We start from the raw sequence: 16,606 nt of genomic DNA on the forward strand, positions 1-16,606 counted from the left end.
CTTTCCCCTCAGGCGGTTACGGGAACGGGGCGCAGCTCGGCCAGGATCTCGGGCAGGATGGCCAGCACGCGGGACAGTTCGGCGGCGGTGGTGTCGGCGGAAAGCGAGAACCGCACGACGCCATGCGCCGCGGTAAAGGGCACGGCCATGGCGCGGGTGACATGGCTGGGTTCCATCGCGCCCGAGGCACAGGCCGAGCCGGTCGAAATGGCGATGCCCGCCCGGGCGAGTTTCGTCAGCACCGCCTCGCTGTCGATGCGGTCAAAGGCGAGGGTGCAGGTATTGGCCAGCCGGTTGGCGGGATCGCCCAGCCGCTGACAGCCGCCCAAGGCCAGGATTCCGGATTCCAGCCAGTCGCGCAGCGTCGCGATGCGCGAAAGATCGGCCGCCATCCGCGCCGCGACGATCTCGGCCGCCAGGCCCATGCCGACCAGCGCGGGTACGTTTTCGGTGCCTGCCCGGCGGCCGCGTTCCTGCTTGCCGCCGCGCAGAAGCGGGCGAAAGGCCACGCCCTTGCGCAGGTACAGCGCCCCTACCCCCTTCGGCCCGTGGAACTTGTGACCCGAAAGCGACAGCATGTCGATTTCGGTATCCGCAAGCGACATCGGCAGCTTGCCCACCGCCTGCACGGCATCGGTGTGAAACAGCGCCCCCGCCGCATGGGCCTCGGCGGCGAGCTGCGGCACCGGAAAGATCGTGCCGGTTTCGTTGTTCGCCCACATGATCGAGGCAACGGCCACCCGGTCCGACAGCGCCGCCCGATAGGCCGCAAGGTCCAGCCGCCCCAGATGATCGACCGGAATGCGATGCACCCGCACGCCCTCGGTCTTTTCCAGATCGGCGGCCAGCATCAGGATGGCCGGATGTTCGACGGCGGAAATGATGATCTCGCGCCGCCCGTCCTGCACCGCCAGCGCCGAGCGGATCGCGGTGGTATTCGCCTCGGTCCCGCCCGAGGTGAAGAGGATCTCCTGTTCCGAGGCGGCGCCGATCAGCGCGGCGACGGCAAGCCTTGCCTTGCGCAGCCCCAGCCCCGCCTGCGCCCCGAAGCCATGGCCCGAGGAGGCATTGCCGAAATGCTCGGTGAAATAGGGCAGCATCGCCGCCACGACCTCGGGGAAAACCCGGGTGGTGGCGTTGTTGTCAAGGTAGATGGCGGGCTGGGTCATGGTCAGTGCCGGATGTCGGGGATGACGCGGAAGGGGCGGCCAAGGACGTCGGTGATGCGCTTTTGCACGCCGTACAGGGTTTGCCCCGCCAGCATGCAGCCCGCACAGGCGCCCGACAGATGCACGATCACCTTGGCGCCCTCGACCCGCACCAGTTCGATATCGCCGCCGTCGCGGCGGAAGGTCGGGCGCATTTCGTCGATCAGGGCGCGGATGCGGGTCACCTCGTCGTCAGCGGCGGCGGCGGCATCCGTCGCCGCTTCGGGGGTGTCCGCCTGCGCGAGCTTGGCGAAGCGGTCGCGCAGCGCGCTGGCATCGGGGGCGGCCTGCCCGGCGGCCCGACGCGCGGCCGCGGCGGCGGCGGGCGGCGGCGCGGGCGATTTCGTGTCGTCGTCTTGCATGTCGCGCATCGCTTTCCCCTCAGCAGAAGGATTTGCCGCAGCCGCAGGCGCTTTTGGCGTTGGGGTTGTCAAAGGTGAACCCGGCGCCTTCCAGGTTGCTGACGAAGTCGATCTTCGTGCCCTCGATATGTTCGCGGGTCAGCGGGTCGATCAGCACGGTGACCTCGCCAAAGGTCAGGCTGGCATCGTCGGGCTGGGCTTCCAGCTCCAGCGCCATGCCGTATTTCAGCCCGGCGCAACCGCCTGCCTGCACCATCAGGCGCAGCCCGGCAACGGGTTGACCGGCGCCCTCGATGGCGGCCTTGATCGCTTCCTGGGCGGGTTGGGTGATCTCGATCATGACGCTCTCCCCTGTGATGCGTTCATCAGGGATGCAGCAAGAAGCGTGCCAACCATGCGGGCGGGGGAAAGCAAGCTTCGGGCCGGGCGCGGTGACGCGGATGCAAGTTTCGGGCCGACATTGAGGGATTTGCGACAGAGCCCGGGGGGGATTGTCGCATCGCGGTTCAGTCGTCCTCTCCGGCCTCGACGCGGGCCAGAAGCCAGGCGCCGCCGAAACGGTCGGTCGGGTCCAGCGCGGCTGCCTTGGCCAGCACCTGCCGGGCCAGATCGCGCTGCCCGGAACGCGCGGCGGAATAGCCCAGCCCGATCAGCGCCTGCAGATAAAGCCCGGGGGCAAAGTCATGCGCGGTGAAATCGGCGTCTTCGGGGCGCACCAGCGCGGGATCGGGCGGCAGGTTCAGCCGCAGCGCCGCCAGCCGCAAGACCGCCTTTGCCTGCGGCACGGCGGCGGCGTAATCATGGGTGAAGAAGTAAAAGCGATAGGCCGCCAGCCGGACCTCCAGATCCTCGGGCGCAGTTTCCAGCGCGCGGGCGATCACCCCGGCGCAGGCGGCGGTGTCGGACCGGGCGCCCTCGGCCCCGGCCAGAAGCCGGGCCGGATCAATCGGGGGCAAAGCAGGCGGCCCGTTCGTCGCAATCGTCGCAAGAGGGCGAAAGGCACAGCGAAAACGCCGCGTCCGAACAGATCTGCCGGTAAAAGAACTTTTTCCAACGCATGTTGCGGGCATTGGCCGCCGCCAGACCGGGCAGGAAATGCGCGATCATCCCGCTCAGCCAGGGCCGCGACGGCAGGCCCAGATCTTCCCACAGATGCCGCGTCTCCATCGACCGCCGCGCCAGGATCGCGGCCAGCCAGCGCGCTTCGGGCGTGGCAACCCCCGCCCGCCACAGGATCAGCGTCTCGATCGCCTGCTGGTCGGGCCCCGCTTCGGGGCGGGGCAGGTCCAGATCGGGCAGCTCAAGGCCCGGCGCGAAGCGATCGCGCAGGGCCGCCAGATCGGCGCCCGACAGGCCCAGCCGCGCCGTCAGCGGCCCCAGCCCCGCAGCGCATTCGCGCAGACCCTGGGCCAGGATGAAGCCGAGGGCCTCGGCCGGGATCACCGGCCCCGGGCCTGTCGCGAAAGGATCAGGAAAGTGCAGCATGGGTCTGGCATTCAGAGGGGCAGACCCGGGCGCAGGCGCCGCAGCCGATACAATTCTCGGCCCCGGTCAATGCCATGACCTTCTTGACGATCTCGTCCTCGACCTCGTCCCATTCATCGGTTCCGGGGGCAACGACCTGACCATCTTCGGTCAGCCCGTGCAGGCTCATCACGTCGCGCCCGCAGACCTTGAAGCAGCGGCCGCAGCCGATGCATTTCTGCTCGTCGATCTTCATCAGGTAAACGGGCGTGTATTCCGCCCCGCCACGGGTATAGGCAACAGTCGGCATCATTTCGTCCTTGTCATGCTTGCTTGGCGGCTTTGAGCGCCTTGCGGGCTTCGTCCAGATCCTTGAAAATCTGATAGGTCGTCGCGGCCACTTCGGGGATCTTCTGCCAGTCGGTCGGCAGCTCCTCGGACAGGTCGTGCAGGTTCATCTTGGCATCGGTCGCGCGCAGCGACAGCTTCTTCACCCGGGCTTCGAGTTCTTCGAGCGTCATCTCAGGCCCTCGCCGCTTCGGGGAATTCGTTGATCGTGGCGACGGCGCTTTCGACCAGCTTCTCGCCCGCCTCGGCCAGTTTCGCCCAGGTTTCAAAGCCGAAACGGTGCACGTCGCGCAGGTGTTTCGACACGACGACCAGCTTGCCCGCGATCAGGACGACGCGGCCGAAGCCCTCGTGGTGCATCTTCTGCATCTGGCTCGCCATGCAGCCGGTGCGCTTTTCGACCAGAAGCCCGATCGCGTCATAGAATTTCGTCATCCGCCAGATCAGCTCCGGGTCCGGGTCGCCGATGATCGGCATCGACCGGCGTTCCTCGGCGGTGACGATGAATTCGCGCAGGATTTCCGAATTCGTCTTGTCGTCCCACAGCCCGTGGCTGTCCTCGGCGCGGATCACCGCAACAAGTTGTGCCAGAAACGGGCTCTCCACCATCTCGCCGCCGCGGGCGGCATCCAGCGTCATCGTCATCAGACCTCTTCCTCTTCGAAATCGGCGGTGAAATCGGGTTTTTCCCAGGTGCCCAGAACCTTGCGCAGGAAGGGCGGCGGGGTGCCGTTCAGCATCACCTGCACCTGCTCGATCACCGCCGAAATCGGCTCGGGTTCCTTGCGCTTGATCGGATGCATCCCCGCCCGCACCATCCGCGCGGCAGACGGCCCGCCGACGGCCAGGGCAAAGACCAGCGTGCAGCCCGAAAGCGCCTCGAGCTTCGGGCCGATGCGGTCCTCCAGCTCGTCATGGCGGCCCTTCTGGTCGGTGGCCGAGGAAAACTGATGCACCTCGACGAAACGGGCGCCGGTCTTCCAGACCTCGTAAACCGCGATCTGCCGGGCCGAGCCGAAATGCGCGTCAAGATTTTCCAGATCGTTCGAGGCGATGGCGACGCGCAGCGGCTTTTCACCGGGGGCGGGGCCTGCCGGCTCAACAAGGCGCAGGGTGCGGGACATGGTCAAACTCCTGAGGGATGGGGGCTGCCCCGAAATCCTCGGGGCGGGGGCGGTGATGGATCGCCTGCATCGCATTGGCGATTTCGAAAAAGAACGCGCGGGTGCCGCGATAGCCGATGCGGCAGGTATCCTGCGCGCCGATGCGGTCGAAGATCGGGAAACCGGCGCGGACCAGCGGCAGATGCAGCGCCGCGGCGGCATGGCGGCCGTGGCTGTGGGTGATCAGGATCTGCGCCTCGGCCTGCCCTGCGCCGCGTTCGACATCGCCCAGATCGCCCAGAATGACCTCGGCGCAGGGCATTTTCTCGATCAGCGCGGAATTCTGCGTGGTGGTGACGGCGGTGACGATCTCCGCCCCCATCGACACAAGCGCGGTGGAGAGCGCGAACATCAGATCGGGATCGGCGCCGATGGCGACGCGCAAGCCCCCGGTGAAGAAATGCGCATCAAGCGCCGCATCCATCATCCGCGCCCGGTCGCGCTTGATCGAGGGGGGCGGGTCCTGCATCCCCGAAAGCTCCATCAGCACCCGGACAAAGGCATCGACGGCCTTCAGCCCGGTCAGGCTTTGAAAGACGCGATAGGGCACCAGCGCGCGGTCCTCGATCATCTGCGCGGCGGCGCGCATCTGCTCGCCGATCGCCAGCGTCACGGCCGAACGGGGAATGCGGGCGATGTCGTCCAGACGGGTGCCGCCGAGCGAATGGCCCGACCAGTCATCCGACAGATGCCCGTCGAGCGAAGTGGAGAGATCGGGCAGCACGATGGGCGACAGACCAAAGGCGCGGATCATCCGCACCGCCTCGTCAATCTCGGCGGTGGTGAAGTAGCTCGGCACCAGCAGCGTCACCTGCCGCAGATCGGGGTCGCGTTCGGCCGTCACCGGGACCAGCGCGGCGACGATCGCCTCGACAGCCTTCGCCCAGCCGTCCTGCTGACCGCCCTCGAAATCCGGGGTGGCGGCATGGACGACCGCGGTCCCGGCCCAATCCTTGCGCCGGGCCTGCATCGCGCGCAATTCGCCCGCGATATCCTCGCCCCGGGTTTCGGTCAGCGCGGTGGAGGCGATGCCGATGAATTTCGGGTTCGCCCGCTTGCGGATGTTGTCGATGGCTTCCTCGATCTGCTCGCCCCCGCCAAGGATCGTCGAGACCTCGTTCATCGCGGTGGTCTGCAGCGGCACGGCTTCCTTGAAATGGCGGACAAGGTGAACCACGCCGAAGGCGGTGCAGCCCTGCGCACCGTGAAACAGCGGCACCGCGCCCTCGATGCCCAGATAGGCCATGGCCGCGCCAAGGGGGGCCGAGGTCTTCAGCGGATTGGTCGAAAGGGCGCGGCGGGGATGGGTCAGCACGGCCATGTCAGCAATCCTCGAAATCGGTGGCGGAATTGGTCATCGCGGCCAGACCGGGCGCGGCGGCCGGGGCCAGCGGCGCCGCGGCGGCCTGTTGCGGCACCAGCACCGGGGCCCGCCCCATCGGCGCGGAAATCCCGGTCACCGGGCAGGCGCCCGAGGGGGCGGGCACGACCGATCCGGTCAAGGGCGCATCCCAGGGCGCCGGGGCGCGCAGATCGGCCCACATCGGGTTGTTCACCGACCGGTCGATGGCGCGGACCAGATCGACCATGCCCATATACCCGGCATAGGGTTCGTGCTTTTCCTGATTGACATCGACCCAGGGCACCAGCGCCTTCAGGGCGACGAATTGCGACCGCCCGCCCGACAAAAGCACATCCGCCCCGGCGTCGCGCAGCATCTGATACATCTCGCGCGGGGCCATGTTTTCATACATGTGCTTGTCGTCGCCCATGATCTCGATCACCCGGTCGCGGTCATTCGCCGTCGCCTTGCGCATCGAGGTGCCGACGACCTCCATCCCCAGTTCCTGCAGCGCCGAGACGACGGACCAGGATTTGTGCCCGCCGGTGTAAAGCAGCACCCTGCGCCCCGCGACGCGCGGGCGAAATGGTTTCAGCGCCGCCCAGGCCTTTGCCTCTTCCCTGGCGATCAGCACCTCGCAGCGGTTCAGAAGGTCCTTCGGCGCGCCCTGATCCACCAGCAATTCGCACATCCTGCGCAGCGATTGCGAAGTGTCGGAAATGCCGTAGAAAGACCCCTCGAAATAGGGGATGCCGTAGCGCTCCTGCATCTTGCGCGCGACATTGATCAGCGCCTGCGAACAGACCAGCATCGTCACCTTGGCCCGATGCGCCATCGCCACCTGCTTGTAGCGCGCATCCCCGGCGATCGAGCCCAGAATGCGGATGCCGAGCTTGTCGAGCAGCGGCTTCACCTGCCACAGCTCGCCCGACAGGTTGTAATCGCCGATGATGTTGACGTCATAGGGCGTCACCGTCTCGGGTTCCAGCGTGCCGATGACGTGATCCAGAAGCGCCTCTCCGCCCAGCTTGTTGCCCAGGTTCTTCGACCCCGCGAACCCCGGCACATTGACCGGAATGCAGGGCGTGCCCCATTTCGCCGTCGCCGCCTTGCAGACCGCATCCAGATCGTCGCCGATCAGCGCCGTCACGCAGGTCGCATAGACGAAGACGGCGGCGGGGCTTTCCGCCTCGATCACCTCGCGGAGCGCGCGGTAAAGTTTCTTCTCGCCGTGGCCCATGACGATGTCGAGTTCCGACAGATCGGTGGTGAAGCCCTTGCGGTAAAGCTCCGAGCCCGACGAGGCCGAAGAGCGGTTGTCCCAGCCGTTCGACCAGCAGGCGGCGGGGGCATGGACCAGATGGGCGACATCCACGATCGGCTGCAGCGCGATCATCGCGCCGTCAAAGGCGCAGCCACCGGCCGCGGCCCCCGGGGTCAGCTGCTTGGTGCAGCCCTTCTTGCGCAAAACATCGGTCTTGGTCGAGTTGGTGGCACAGCCCGGCTCGTTCAGGACATCGGCGATTTTCGACTTCAAGGCTTCGGACATGATGCATCCCCCTGTCAGGAGGGATGAAGCAAGCAACGTGCCAGGTGAAACGGCCCGGTTTTTGCAGCCACGGCGCCGGGTTTGGAGCATATCCGACAAATTGTCGGACGGCCTGCAACAGAAAAGCCCCGCCGGACGGGCGGGGCTTTCGGAACCTCTGTCGGATCGCTCAGGCGGCTTTCGCGGTTTTCAGCCAGGCCAGAACGTTTTCCGGGCTGGAGACGCCATAGGGATCCTCGGGGCAGTTGTCCATCAGGCCGGGCTCTTCGAACCAGGCCTCGATCACGCCATTCGTCACGATGGCGGCATAGCGCCAGGACCGCAGGCCGAAGCCCAGGTTGTCCTTGCGCACCAGCATCCCCATGCGGCGGGTGAATTCGCCCGAACCGTCCGGGATCACCTGGACGTTTTCCAGACCCTGCGCCTTGGCCCATTGGTTCATCACGAAGCTGTCGTTGACCGAGAGGCAATAGATCTCGTCGATGCCCTGCGCGGCAAATTCCGGGAAGCCCTTTTCGAAGCCCGGCAGCTGATAGGTCGAGCAGGTCGGCGTGAAAGCGCCCGGCAGCGAGAACAGGATCACCCGCTTGCCCGCGAAGTAATCGGCGGTGGTCATGTCCTGCCAGCGGTAGGGGTTCGGGCCGCCGACGCTTTCGTCGCGCACGCGGGTGTGAAAGGTCACGTCGGGCAATTTGCTGTTGGTTTTCATCTTTGGCTCCAGCTGCGGTCAGGCGGGGGTCGGTCCCCGCGGAAATCCCGGTCCGAGGGGGTAGCGTGATCGTCGCCGCGCTGCAACATGGAATCGTTCCAAATCCAGAATGTGACAGAAGCGGCCGGGCAAAGCCCGTGCCAAAGCGCGTTCAGCCCTCGGGACAAAGGGGGATTGCCACATCCTTGGGCAGATCGACGACGGTGATCGGCGCGGGGAAGCCGCCCTCGACCGCTTCGAGTCGCGCCCTCATCTCGGGGGTGGCGAAGATCGATCCGTCATCGGTGATCCTGAGCACGGCGCGGACCCCCATCTGCGCGGCGATCCGCGGCCAGTCCTCTTCGCCCGCGACGCAAAGCGCGGTGGCGGCGGCATCCGAGAGCGCGCCATTGTCGGACAGGACCGAGACCGAGACCACCCCCCGCATCGGCCTTGCGGTGCGGGGATCGATGATATGGGAAAAGCGGATGCCGCCCCTGTCGAAGTAGCGTTCGTAATTGCCCGAAGTGTGCAAAGCCTCGCCCGGGCGCAGCGACACCGCGCCGACGACGCCCCATTCGAACGGATCGCGGATCGCCACCCGCCAGGGCCGCGACCCGTGATCGCCCAGAACCTGCACGCCGCCGCCCGCGTTCAGCACCGCATCACGGATGCCCGCGGCGGTCAGGTCCGCCTCGGCCAAGTCCAGCGCCGCGCCCTTGGCATAGGCGCCCAGATCCAGCTGCACCGCGGGGTTCGACGAGCGGACCGTCGTTCCGGTGATCGTCAGATCGGTCATTTTCGGAGCGCCCGCCAGAAGCTTCGCCACCACCGCGTCAGAGGGCGGATCGCCCTCGGGCGGGGTGTCGGCGTGAAAGCCCCAGGCCTCGACCATGCCGCCCACGGCGGGATCAAACAGCCCCTCCGAGCGGCAGGCAAGGTCCCTGCCCTGCTGCAAGAGTTTTGCCAGCCCCGGATCGACCTCGAAGCTTTGCCCGGCGGCCATCGCGGCATTCAGGCTTTCGAGTTCACCGGGGGCCCAGGCGTGCCAATCGCGGTGCATCTGCCGGAAATGCGCGCCAAGCACCGCCATCGCGTCGCGGGCCTGCGCCTCGGGGACACCATGGGTTTCGACCTCGAGCAGCGTGCCGAAGACGTAAAAGGTCTCGGATACATCGGGGGCCGGTGCGGTCAGCACCCGCACGCCCCCCGCAAGGACAAGCCCGGCCGCAAGCGCCAGACCGGTGCGAAACGCGGCCCTGCGGCCGATCATCGGCCGTGCCCCGGATGCACGTCGAGCACCTGCAACGCCCGCGACAGCCGCGCGCGGCGTTCCAGCAGCACCAGCGGCAGGAAGGAAAACATCAGCACGACGCCCCCAACAAGGGCCGCGCCCCCGTCCGACAGGCCCGCCCCGGAGGCCAGCGCCAAAGCGACGACAAAGGCCAGCGCCGGAAGCAGATAGGCAAGCCCCGCCCCGGCCAGAAGATTGTTGCCCGACATCGCCACCTCGACCTCGTCCCCCGGCGCGACGATCAGCCCGGCCGGACGCGCGATCGTCATCAGATCGGTGCGGTGCATCGACATCAGCGCCCTGGTGCCGCAGCCCTTCGCCTCGGCGCAGGCGGCACAGGCCGAGGCGCGGTCTGCCGCGACGACAAGGCTTTCGCCCCTGACCGCGACCACGCGCAGTCTTTCGCGCAGATCGCGCGGTCCGGTCGCCGGACCGTCGTCGCAGCAGCCGGTCATCTTACGCCGCCGGGTTGATGCAGTTGTCGGTCATGCAGGCGTTGACGCATTGCGGCAGGTCATGCTCGCCTTCGCATTCGGTGCAGGTGTCGGCGTTGATCACATAAACGCCTTTCTTCGGCGCGATCGCATTGGTCGGGCAGACCGGTTCGCAGTCGCCGCAAGAGGTGCAGAGTTCGGGATCGATCTTCATGGCCATGGCTGGTTTCCTTTCCTGGCAAATGGCTTGGCTTCGTTTCGTTTCAGGCGGGGCGAACCTTGACGGCGCCGCCCAGCACCCGGCACTGGCAGGCCAGACGGTCATCCTTGCCGCCCAGGTTTTCCTCCAGCACCCGCATTTCCAGCGCGGTCGGTTCCGACAGGTTTTCCGACCCTTCGAGGATATGGGTCATGCAGGTGCCGCATTCGCCCTCGCGGCAGCCGTAGGTGATGCCCGAGCCGACCTTTTCCGACATCTCGATGATGCGGGTTCCGGTGGGCACGTTGACCGTGATCGAGACATCGGTGAACGTCAGTGTGGCCTTGTCCATGGTCCGTCCTTTGTTTCAGCGCGCCGCGATTTCGGCGAAGTCGACCTCGCGGGGCGCGGCCCGGCCGGTCAGGTGATCGGCAAGGCGGCGCCCGAAGGCCCGCCCCTCTTCCAGTTCCGCCGCGGAGGGGTGCAGCTTCACCCGCAACCCCGGTTCCGGCAGACGCATCTTCAGCCCCTGCAGCCGGGTTTCGACCAGCCGCACCGCCTCGCCCGACCAGCCATAGGAGCCGAAAGCCGCCCCCAGCTTGCCGCGGGTTTCGATATCGACCAGCGCCGCCAGCATTTCCCAGATCGTGCGCACCGCATCGCCGTTGATCGTCGGCGTGCCCAGCGCAATGCCGTCGGCCTCCTCGATCAGATCCAGGAAGGGGGTGATCTCGCCGCCCTCCAGATCAAAGAGCGACACCCGCACATCGGGGCTTTCGGCGGCACCGTCATGGATCGCCTGCGCCAGCTGCGCGGTGGCGCCATAGGCCGAGACGTAAAAGATCAGCAGCGTCTTTTCGCTGCCGGTTTCGGCGGCGAGCCGCGAGGAAATCAGCCGCCGCGTATGGGTCAGATAATCGCGCGGATGGCTGCGCAGGATCGGCCCATGCGCGGGGGCGATGATGCCGAAATCGAGCGGCTCGATCAGGTCGAGCGCCTGCGCCACGAAACTGCGGAAGGGGCGCATGATCCGGTCGAAGTAATACTCAAAAGAAAACCGGAAATCGCCGACAAGGTCATTGAACAGCCGCCCGTCGCAATAATGGCTGCCGAACAGGTCACAGGTGAACAGCACCCGTTCCGCCGCCAGCCAGGTGCATTGCGTGTCGGGCCAATGCACGAAAGGCGTGGTGAAGAACTGCAGATCGCGGTCGCCCAGGCTGACCGATTGCCCGGTGGTGACGCCCTTGATGTCGTAACGCTCGAAGTCGTCCTTCAAAAGCGCGCGCAGCATCGGCAGGCCGCGGGGCGACAGCCGGACCTGCGCCTGCGGTGCGCGGCGCAAGAGTTCGGGCACGGCGCCGGTGTGATCGGGCTCCAGATGGTTCAGCACGATCAGGCGGATTTCGTCATAGCGGGCAACGGCTTCCAGCCGGGCAAAGAAGTCGCCCGCGAATTCGGCCTTGACCGTGTCGATCACCGCGACCCCCTCTGACCCGCGCACGGCATAGGCATTGTAGGTGGTGCCATTCGCGGTTTTCAGGATCACGTCGAAATTGCGCAGCCCCGGATCGAGCGCCCCCACCCAATGCACGCCGGGCGCCACCGCGACAGGGCCGGTGGGGCCGTCAAGGCGGGGCGCGGCCGGGCGGATGGTGAAAGGCGGAACGGACAAGGGAACACTCCTGTGGTTGCGGGCAGGCCGCATCAGATGTGCAGCAAGAACCGTGCCAAGCGCGGAAGCCCAAGGAAACAGGGGTGCGGGGCCGCAAGACGACAGAAGCCGCGGCGCGGCCCCGACAAATTGTCGGAAACCCGACAATGCGGCGAAAGCGCCGAAAACACGCGGAAAACCGGCTCCCGAAGCCGTGATCGGGGCGATTTCCCCCCGAAACCGACGGGCTTTGCCGCTGCGGCGGGAGCGCTCACATCTTTATCGCGGGCGCGGGGGCGGATGCGCGCGCGGACACGCGTGCGGGCGGGCACGCGGGGGCGCGACAGGCCGCGATCCGCCCGCTTGGCACAGCCCTTGCTTGATCCCCGATGAAGCCCTTCGCCACGCCTTGGCGCGACGGCACAGCCAACCGGGGAGACCGATGCAAGACTTCCTTCTCGTCCTCTTGAGCACCGCGCTCGTGAACAACGTCGTGCTGGTGAAATTCCTCGGGCTCTGCCCGTTCATGGGCGTCTCGCGCAAGACCGATGCCGCGATCGGCATGGGGCTGGCCACGACCTTCGTGATCACCGTCGCCTCGGCCGCCTGCTGGCTGGTCGAGGCGCTGATCCTGGAACCGCTCGACCTGAAATTCCTGCGCATCCTGAGCATGATCCTGGTCATCGCCGCGATCGTGCAGTTCATCGAGACGGTGATGCGCAAGGTCACCCCCGACCTGCACAAGGCGCTCGGCATCTATCTGCCGCTGATCACCACGAACTGCGCCGTCCTCGGCCTGCCGCTGATGTACATTCAGGGCCATCTGAGCCTTGCGATGAGCACGCTGAGCGGCTTTGGCGCCTCGGTCGGTTTCACGCTCGTTCTGGTGATCTTTGCGGGCATGCGCGAACGGCTGGCGCAGCTTTCGGTGCCCGCGGCCTTTGCCGGAACCCCCATCGCCTTCGTGTCCGCAGGGCTTCTGGGCCTCGCCTTCATGGGCTTTGCCGGGCTCGTGCACGTCTGATCGTCGAAAGGAGACCTGCCATGATCGCAGCCGCCGCTTCCATGTCGGCCCTCGGGCTCGGGCTGGGCTACCTGCTCGGCGCCGCCGCCCGCAAGTTCCACGTCGAGACCCCGCCGATCGTCGAGGAAATCGCCAAGATCCTGCCCGGCACCAATTGCGGCGCCTGCGGCTTTCCCGGCTGCAACGGTCTGGCCGAGGCGATGGCCGAGGGCAACGCGCCGGTGACCGCCTGCACCCCGGGCGGGCGCGATGTGGCGCTGGCCCTGGCCGAGATCGTCACCGTCGAGGCGGGCGCCGACGCAGGCCCGATCGCCGAGATCGAGCCGATGGTCGCCTTTGTTTTCGAGGATCACTGCACCGGCTGCCAGAAATGTTTCAAGCGCTGCCCGACCGATGCGATCGTCGGCGGCGCCAAGCAGATCCATACCGTGGTGATGGACGCCTGCATCGGCTGCGACGCCTGCATCGAGGTCTGCCCGACCGAGGCGATCGTCAGCCGCGTCAAGCCGAAGACCCTCAAGACCTGGTATTGGGACAAGCCGCAACCGGGTCTGGTCGCGGCAAGCGCGGAGACCGCAGCATGAGACTTCCCTCGATCGCCACCCTGTTTCATCCGCTGCAATCCTTTTCGATCCGCGGCGGGATCCACCCGGAAACCCACAAGCATCTGACCTCGGAATGCGAGATCGAGACGATGCCGATGCCCGCGCTGATCCGCCTGCCCTTGCAGCAGCATATCGGCGCCGAGGCGGAGCCGATCGTGAAACGCGACGATCTGGTGCTGAAGGGCCAGCTGATCGCCAAGGCCCGGGGGCCGCTGTCGGCCAACATCCATGCGCCGACCTCGGGGCGGGTGATCGCGGTGGGGCATTTCGTGGCCCCGCATGCCTCGGGCCTGCCGGTGCCGACGATCACCATCCGCCCCGACGGCGAGGACAAATGGGGCCCGCACCTGCCGCGCCTCCGCCCCGAGAACGCCGCGCCCGAAGAGATCGCGGCGCAGGTGGCGGCGGCGGGGATCGTCGGCATGGGGGGCGCCACCTTCCCTTCGGCGGTGAAGCTGAACCTGCGGGCGAAATACGATCTGACGACGCTGATCATCAACGGCGCCGAATGCGAACCCTATCTGACCTGCGATGACCGGCTGATGCGCGAACGCGCCGAGGAAATCGCCGACGGCATCGGCATCATGGCCCGGGCGCTGGGCGTGAAACAGGTCTTCGTGGCGATCGAATCGAACAAGCCGCAGGCGATCGAGGCGATGACGCGTTACAACCGCGCGCTTGGCTACACGTTCAAGATCCATGTGGTGCCGACGCAATATCCGATGGGCTCGGAAAAGCATCTGGTGAAGATGATCACCGGACAGGAAACCCCGGCCCGGGCGCTGACCGCCGATCTGGGCGTCGTCGTGCACAACATCGCCACCGCCCATGCCGTCCACCTGGCCGTGCGCTATGGCGAGCCGCTGATCGCGCGGACGGTGACGGTTTCGGGACACGGCATCCGCCGCCCCGCCAACCTGCGGGTGCTGATCGGCACGCCGGTGTCGGAGATCATCGCCCATTGCGGCGGCTTCACCGAGGAACCGGACCGGCTGCTTCTGGGCGGGCCGATGATGGGGATGCCGATCCAGAACCCGCGGGTGCCGGTGGTCAAGGGCACGAACGGCATTCTGGCGCTGACCGCGGCGGAAACGCCCGAGGCGAAGACCATGCCCTGCATCCGCTGCGGCCGCTGCGTGCAGGGCTGCCCGGTGGGGCTGACGCCCTTCGAGCTGAACGCCCGCATCCACGCGGGCGATCTGGAGGGCGCGGCCAAGGTCGGGCTGATGGACTGCCTTGCCTGCGGCTGCTGTTCCTACAACTGCCCCGCCAACCTGCCGCTGGTGCAGTCGTTCCAGTTCGCCAAGGGCAAGCTCTCGGAACGGCAAAGCCGCAAGCACCAGCAGGAGGAAACCAAGCGTCTCGCCGCCGCCCGCAAGGCCCGCGAAGAGGCGATCGCCGAGGCGAAGAAACAGATGATGCTGAAGCGCAAGGCCGAGATGGCCGCGAAGAAGAAAGCCGAAGAAGCGGCCGCTGCGGCAGCGATGCCCCCGCCCGCGACCGCAACCGCCATCCAGGGGGAGGCCACGCCGTGACCATGCACATGCCCGTTGCGGGCCCGCACACCCACACGCTGTTCACCGTTTCCCGCACGATGCTGACGGTGGTGGCGGCGCTGACGCCCGCCACCCTGTTCGGGCTGTGGGAATTCGGCTGGCCCGCGATTTTCCTGTTCCTGACCACGGTCGTCTCGGCCTGGGTCTTCGAGGTCGCCTGCCTGAAGATCGCGGACAAGCCGATCCGGCCCTTTGCCACCGACGGCTCGGCGATCCTGTCGGGCTGGCTTGTCGCGATGACGCTGCCGCCCTATGCGCCCTGGTGGGTCGGCGTGATCGGGTCCTTCATCGCCATCGTCATCGCGAAACACCTGTTCGGCGGGCTGGGGCAGAACCTGTTCAACCCGGCGATGGTCGCCCGCGCCATGCTCGTCGTCGCGCTGCCGGTGCAGATGACCACCTGGATCGCGCCGGTCGGCCTGCTGGAGGGCCCCTCCTTCCTGCACGGGCTGTCGATCACTTTCCTTGGTTCGCAGGAGTTCGACGCCGTCTCCTCCGCCTCGACGCTGAGCCACATCAAGAGCCAGATCAGCGCGGGCGCGACGATGGGCGAGATCCTCCCGACGCTGGCGGATCTGGAAAGCCGTCTTCTGGGCTTCGTGCCCGGCAGCCTGGGCGAGACCTCGACCGTGCTTCTGGCACTGGGCGGGCTTTTGCTGCTGGTCACAAGGATCATCACACCGACGATCCCGCTGGCCGTGCTGGGCACGCTGGTCACGCTGTCGGCGATCTGCTCCTTCCTTGCGCCGGACCGCTTCGCCCCGCCGATCCTGCATCTGACCTCGGGCTCGACGATGCTCTGCGCCTTCTTCATCGCCACCGATTACGTCACCTCGCCGGTCACCACCGCAGGCAAATGGGTCTATGGCATCGGCATCGGCACGCTGGTCTTCGTGATCCGCACCTTCGGCGCCTTCCCCGAGGGCGTGGCCTTTGCGGTGCTCTTGATGAACTCGGTCACGCCCCTGATCGAAACCTACATCCGGCCGCGGATCTTCGGACGGTCCCGCACCGGCAAGCCGCTTGGCGCCGCCAAACCCGCGAAGGGAGCGCAGAAATGACCGACACGCCCCCCCCCGAAAAACCGAAACTGCCCTGGTTCAAGGCCTCGCCTCTGGCGCACGGGATCATGCTGGCGATGTTTGCGCTGGTCACCGCGGTGCTGCTGGCCGTGGCGAACGACAGCACCTCGGCGCCGATCGCCGCCCGCGGCGCCGAAGATCTGGCCGCCTCGCTGGAACAGGTGATCCCGCACGACCTGCACGACAATGATCTGGCGGCCGCGATGCGCCCGGTCAGCGACGCCGAGGAAGGCACGATCAAGGTCTATGTCGCCACCAAAGCGGGCGCGGTGACGGGCCTCGCCTATGAACTTTCCGGCCCCGGCTACAGCGGTCAGATCCGGGTGCTGCTGGGCATCGCCCCCGATGGCACGCTTTTGGGCGTGCGGGTGCTGTCGCATACCGAAACCCCGGGTCTGGGCGACAAGATCGAAGTGGCGAAGGATGACTGGATCCTGGGCTTCGCCGGCAAGTCGCTGGCCGATCCCGAGCCCGGCCACTGGAAGGTGAAACGCGACGGCGGCGTGTTCGACCAGTTCTCGGGGGCCACGATCACCCCCCGCGCGGTGGTCAAGACGATCTATCGCGGGCTGATGTTCTTTGACCGCAACAAGGCGGCGCTGACCGCCCCCCTGCCCCCGAAATCCTGAGGAGC

The 16,606-nt window shown here is 66.9% G+C and carries 22 protein-coding genes; 5 read left to right on the top strand and 17 right to left on the bottom strand.

Features of this window, described 5'->3' with window-relative positions:
- Window positions 1–8: 8 nt before the first annotated feature.
- From RCAP_RS16150 to RCAP_RS16230, 17 genes are all read right to left on the bottom strand, one after another.
- Window positions 9–1,169 carry an aminotransferase class V-fold PLP-dependent enzyme gene (locus RCAP_RS16150; protein WP_013068966.1) on the bottom strand — a complete coding sequence of 387 codons (1,161 nt, stop codon included), beginning with the start codon at window positions 1,167–1,169 and terminating at the stop codon, window positions 9–11.
- A 2-nt stretch (window positions 1,170–1,171) separates the two neighbouring features.
- Window positions 1,172–1,579 carry a NifU family protein gene (locus RCAP_RS18705; protein ID WP_013068967.1) on the bottom strand — a complete coding sequence of 136 codons (408 nt, stop codon included), beginning with the start codon at window positions 1,577–1,579 and terminating at the stop codon, window positions 1,172–1,174.
- A 10-nt stretch (window positions 1,580–1,589) separates the two neighbouring features.
- Window positions 1,590–1,910, bottom strand: coding sequence for an iron-sulfur cluster assembly accessory protein (locus RCAP_RS16160; RefSeq protein ID WP_013068968.1), 321 nt, complete (start codon window positions 1,908–1,910; stop codon window positions 1,590–1,592).
- A 166-nt stretch (window positions 1,911–2,076) separates the two neighbouring features.
- Window positions 2,077–2,526 carry a hypothetical protein gene (locus tag RCAP_RS16165; RefSeq protein WP_013068969.1) on the bottom strand — a complete coding sequence of 150 codons (450 nt, stop codon included), beginning with the start codon at window positions 2,524–2,526 and terminating at the stop codon, window positions 2,077–2,079.
- The gene (locus RCAP_RS16170; RefSeq protein WP_013068970.1) at window positions 2,513–3,055 is read right to left on the bottom strand and encodes a nitrogen fixation protein NifQ; all 543 of its coding nucleotides are present in this window, start codon (window positions 3,053–3,055) and stop codon (window positions 2,513–2,515) included. The genes RCAP_RS16165 and RCAP_RS16170 overlap by 14 nt, the downstream gene beginning before the upstream one ends.
- On the bottom strand, window positions 3,039–3,344 hold the full coding sequence (fdxB, locus tag RCAP_RS16175; protein ID WP_023923722.1) for a ferredoxin III, nif-specific: 306 nt from the start codon (window positions 3,342–3,344) through the stop codon (window positions 3,039–3,041). Before fdxB ends, RCAP_RS16170 begins: the two co-directional genes overlap by 17 nt.
- Before the next feature lie 13 nt (window positions 3,345–3,357).
- Window positions 3,358–3,555: a CCE_0567 family metalloprotein gene (locus tag RCAP_RS16180; protein ID WP_013068972.1), complete on the bottom strand. Its 198-nt coding sequence runs from the start codon at window positions 3,553–3,555 to the stop codon at window positions 3,358–3,360.
- Between the two features lies 1 nt (window position 3,556).
- Entirely contained in the window at window positions 3,557–4,027 is a 471-nt protein-coding gene (locus RCAP_RS16185; RefSeq protein WP_013068973.1) for a NifX-associated nitrogen fixation protein, read from the bottom strand.
- Window positions 4,027–4,506 carry a nitrogen fixation protein NifX gene (gene nifX, locus RCAP_RS16190; protein WP_013068974.1) on the bottom strand — a complete coding sequence of 160 codons (480 nt, stop codon included), beginning with the start codon at window positions 4,504–4,506 and terminating at the stop codon, window positions 4,027–4,029. Before nifX ends, RCAP_RS16185 begins: the two co-directional genes overlap by 1 nt.
- On the bottom strand, window positions 4,481–5,866 hold the full coding sequence (gene nifN, locus RCAP_RS16195; RefSeq protein ID WP_013068975.1) for a nitrogenase iron-molybdenum cofactor biosynthesis protein NifN: 1,386 nt from the start codon (window positions 5,864–5,866) through the stop codon (window positions 4,481–4,483). Before nifN ends, nifX begins: the two co-directional genes overlap by 26 nt.
- A gap of 1 nt (window position 5,867) precedes the next feature.
- On the bottom strand, window positions 5,868–7,436 hold the full coding sequence (nifE, locus tag RCAP_RS16200; RefSeq protein WP_013068976.1) for a nitrogenase iron-molybdenum cofactor biosynthesis protein NifE: 1,569 nt from the start codon (window positions 7,434–7,436) through the stop codon (window positions 5,868–5,870).
- A gap of 169 nt (window positions 7,437–7,605) precedes the next feature.
- Window positions 7,606–8,145, bottom strand: a complete 540-nt coding sequence (locus RCAP_RS16205) for a peroxiredoxin (RefSeq protein ID WP_013068977.1) — start codon at window positions 8,143–8,145, stop codon at window positions 7,606–7,608.
- Window positions 8,146–8,296: 151 nt separating this feature from the next.
- Window positions 8,297–9,397, bottom strand: coding sequence for an FAD:protein FMN transferase (locus RCAP_RS16210; protein WP_013068978.1), 1,101 nt, complete (start codon window positions 9,395–9,397; stop codon window positions 8,297–8,299).
- Entirely contained in the window at window positions 9,394–9,873 is a 480-nt protein-coding gene (locus RCAP_RS16215) for a SoxR reducing system RseC family protein (protein ID WP_013068979.1), read from the bottom strand. The genes RCAP_RS16210 and RCAP_RS16215 overlap by 4 nt, the downstream gene beginning before the upstream one ends.
- Window position 9,874: 1 nt before the next feature.
- Window positions 9,875–10,072: a ferredoxin FdxN gene (gene fdxN, locus RCAP_RS16220; RefSeq protein ID WP_013068980.1), complete on the bottom strand. Its 198-nt coding sequence runs from the start codon at window positions 10,070–10,072 to the stop codon at window positions 9,875–9,877.
- A gap of 43 nt (window positions 10,073–10,115) precedes the next feature.
- On the bottom strand, window positions 10,116–10,403 hold the full coding sequence (gene fdxC, locus RCAP_RS16225; protein ID WP_013068981.1) for a ferredoxin FdxC: 288 nt from the start codon (window positions 10,401–10,403) through the stop codon (window positions 10,116–10,118).
- Between the two features lie 15 nt (window positions 10,404–10,418).
- A complete protein-coding gene (locus RCAP_RS16230) occupies window positions 10,419–11,726 on the bottom strand; it encodes an FprA family A-type flavoprotein (protein WP_013068982.1) in 1,308 nt (435 codons plus the stop codon).
- Between the two features lie 421 nt (window positions 11,727–12,147).
- Between RCAP_RS16230 and rsxA the strand changes: the two genes are divergently transcribed.
- Genes rsxA through rsxG form a run of 5 tightly spaced genes read left to right on the top strand, consistent with a single transcriptional unit; the run spans window position 12,148 to window position 16,601 of the window.
- Window positions 12,148–12,729: an electron transport complex subunit RsxA gene (gene rsxA, locus RCAP_RS16240; protein ID WP_013068983.1), complete on the top strand. Its 582-nt coding sequence runs from the start codon at window positions 12,148–12,150 to the stop codon at window positions 12,727–12,729.
- Between the two features lie 20 nt (window positions 12,730–12,749).
- Window positions 12,750–13,313 carry an RnfABCDGE type electron transport complex subunit B gene (locus RCAP_RS16245; RefSeq protein WP_013068984.1) on the top strand — a complete coding sequence of 188 codons (564 nt, stop codon included), beginning with the start codon at window positions 12,750–12,752 and terminating at the stop codon, window positions 13,311–13,313.
- On the top strand, window positions 13,310–14,869 hold the full coding sequence (gene rsxC, locus RCAP_RS16250) for an electron transport complex subunit RsxC (protein ID WP_013068985.1): 1,560 nt from the start codon (window positions 13,310–13,312) through the stop codon (window positions 14,867–14,869). Before RCAP_RS16245 ends, rsxC begins: the two co-directional genes overlap by 4 nt.
- Window positions 14,870–14,871: 2 nt before the next feature.
- Window positions 14,872–15,951, top strand: coding sequence for an RnfABCDGE type electron transport complex subunit D (locus RCAP_RS16255; protein WP_013068986.1), 1,080 nt, complete (start codon window positions 14,872–14,874; stop codon window positions 15,949–15,951).
- Window positions 15,948–16,601 carry an electron transport complex subunit RsxG gene (rsxG, locus tag RCAP_RS16260; protein WP_013068987.1) on the top strand — a complete coding sequence of 218 codons (654 nt, stop codon included), beginning with the start codon at window positions 15,948–15,950 and terminating at the stop codon, window positions 16,599–16,601. The genes RCAP_RS16255 and rsxG overlap by 4 nt, the downstream gene beginning before the upstream one ends.
- Window positions 16,602–16,606 lie beyond the last annotated feature (5 nt).

The organism is Rhodobacter capsulatus SB 1003 (assembly GCF_000021865.1).
GTDB lineage: Bacteria > Pseudomonadota > Alphaproteobacteria > Rhodobacterales > Rhodobacteraceae > Rhodobacter > Rhodobacter capsulatus_B.

Excerpts from the sequence above, each read along its gene's own strand:
- RCAP_RS16150 (WP_013068966.1), bottom strand. The coding sequence starts at position 1,169 with ATGACCCAGCCCGCCATCTACCTTGACAACAACGCCACCACCCGGGTT.
- RCAP_RS18705 (WP_013068967.1), bottom strand. The coding sequence starts at position 1,579 with ATGCGCGACATGCAAGACGACGACACGAAATCGCCCGCGCCGCCGCCC.
- RCAP_RS16160 (WP_013068968.1), bottom strand. The coding sequence starts at position 1,910 with ATGATCGAGATCACCCAACCCGCCCAGGAAGCGATCAAGGCCGCCATC.
- RCAP_RS16170 (WP_013068970.1), bottom strand. The coding sequence starts at position 3,055 with ATGCTGCACTTTCCTGATCCTTTCGCGACAGGCCCGGGGCCGGTGATC.
- fdxB (WP_023923722.1), bottom strand. The coding sequence starts at position 3,344 with ATGCCGACTGTTGCCTATACCCGTGGCGGGGCGGAATACACGCCCGTT.
- RCAP_RS16180 (WP_013068972.1), bottom strand. The coding sequence starts at position 3,555 with ATGACGCTCGAAGAACTCGAAGCCCGGGTGAAGAAGCTGTCGCTGCGC.
- RCAP_RS16185 (WP_013068973.1), bottom strand. The coding sequence starts at position 4,027 with ATGACGATGACGCTGGATGCCGCCCGCGGCGGCGAGATGGTGGAGAGC.
- nifX (WP_013068974.1), bottom strand. The coding sequence starts at position 4,506 with ATGTCCCGCACCCTGCGCCTTGTTGAGCCGGCAGGCCCCGCCCCCGGT.
- nifN (WP_013068975.1), bottom strand. The coding sequence starts at position 5,866 with ATGGCCGTGCTGACCCATCCCCGCCGCGCCCTTTCGACCAATCCGCTG.
- nifE (WP_013068976.1), bottom strand. The coding sequence starts at position 7,436 with ATGTCCGAAGCCTTGAAGTCGAAAATCGCCGATGTCCTGAACGAGCCG.
- RCAP_RS16205 (WP_013068977.1), bottom strand. The coding sequence starts at position 8,145 with ATGAAAACCAACAGCAAATTGCCCGACGTGACCTTTCACACCCGCGTG.
- RCAP_RS16210 (WP_013068978.1), bottom strand. The coding sequence starts at position 9,397 with ATGATCGGCCGCAGGGCCGCGTTTCGCACCGGTCTGGCGCTTGCGGCC.
- RCAP_RS16215 (WP_013068979.1), bottom strand. The coding sequence starts at position 9,873 with ATGACCGGCTGCTGCGACGACGGTCCGGCGACCGGACCGCGCGATCTG.
- fdxN (WP_013068980.1), bottom strand. The coding sequence starts at position 10,072 with ATGGCCATGAAGATCGATCCCGAACTCTGCACCTCTTGCGGCGACTGC.
- fdxC (WP_013068981.1), bottom strand. The coding sequence starts at position 10,403 with ATGGACAAGGCCACACTGACGTTCACCGATGTCTCGATCACGGTCAAC.
- rsxA (WP_013068983.1), top strand. The coding sequence starts at position 12,148 with ATGCAAGACTTCCTTCTCGTCCTCTTGAGCACCGCGCTCGTGAACAAC.
- RCAP_RS16245 (WP_013068984.1), top strand. The coding sequence starts at position 12,750 with ATGATCGCAGCCGCCGCTTCCATGTCGGCCCTCGGGCTCGGGCTGGGC.
- rsxC (WP_013068985.1), top strand. The coding sequence starts at position 13,310 with ATGAGACTTCCCTCGATCGCCACCCTGTTTCATCCGCTGCAATCCTTT.
- RCAP_RS16255 (WP_013068986.1), top strand. The coding sequence starts at position 14,872 with ATGCACATGCCCGTTGCGGGCCCGCACACCCACACGCTGTTCACCGTT.
- rsxG (WP_013068987.1), top strand. The coding sequence starts at position 15,948 with ATGACCGACACGCCCCCCCCCGAAAAACCGAAACTGCCCTGGTTCAAG.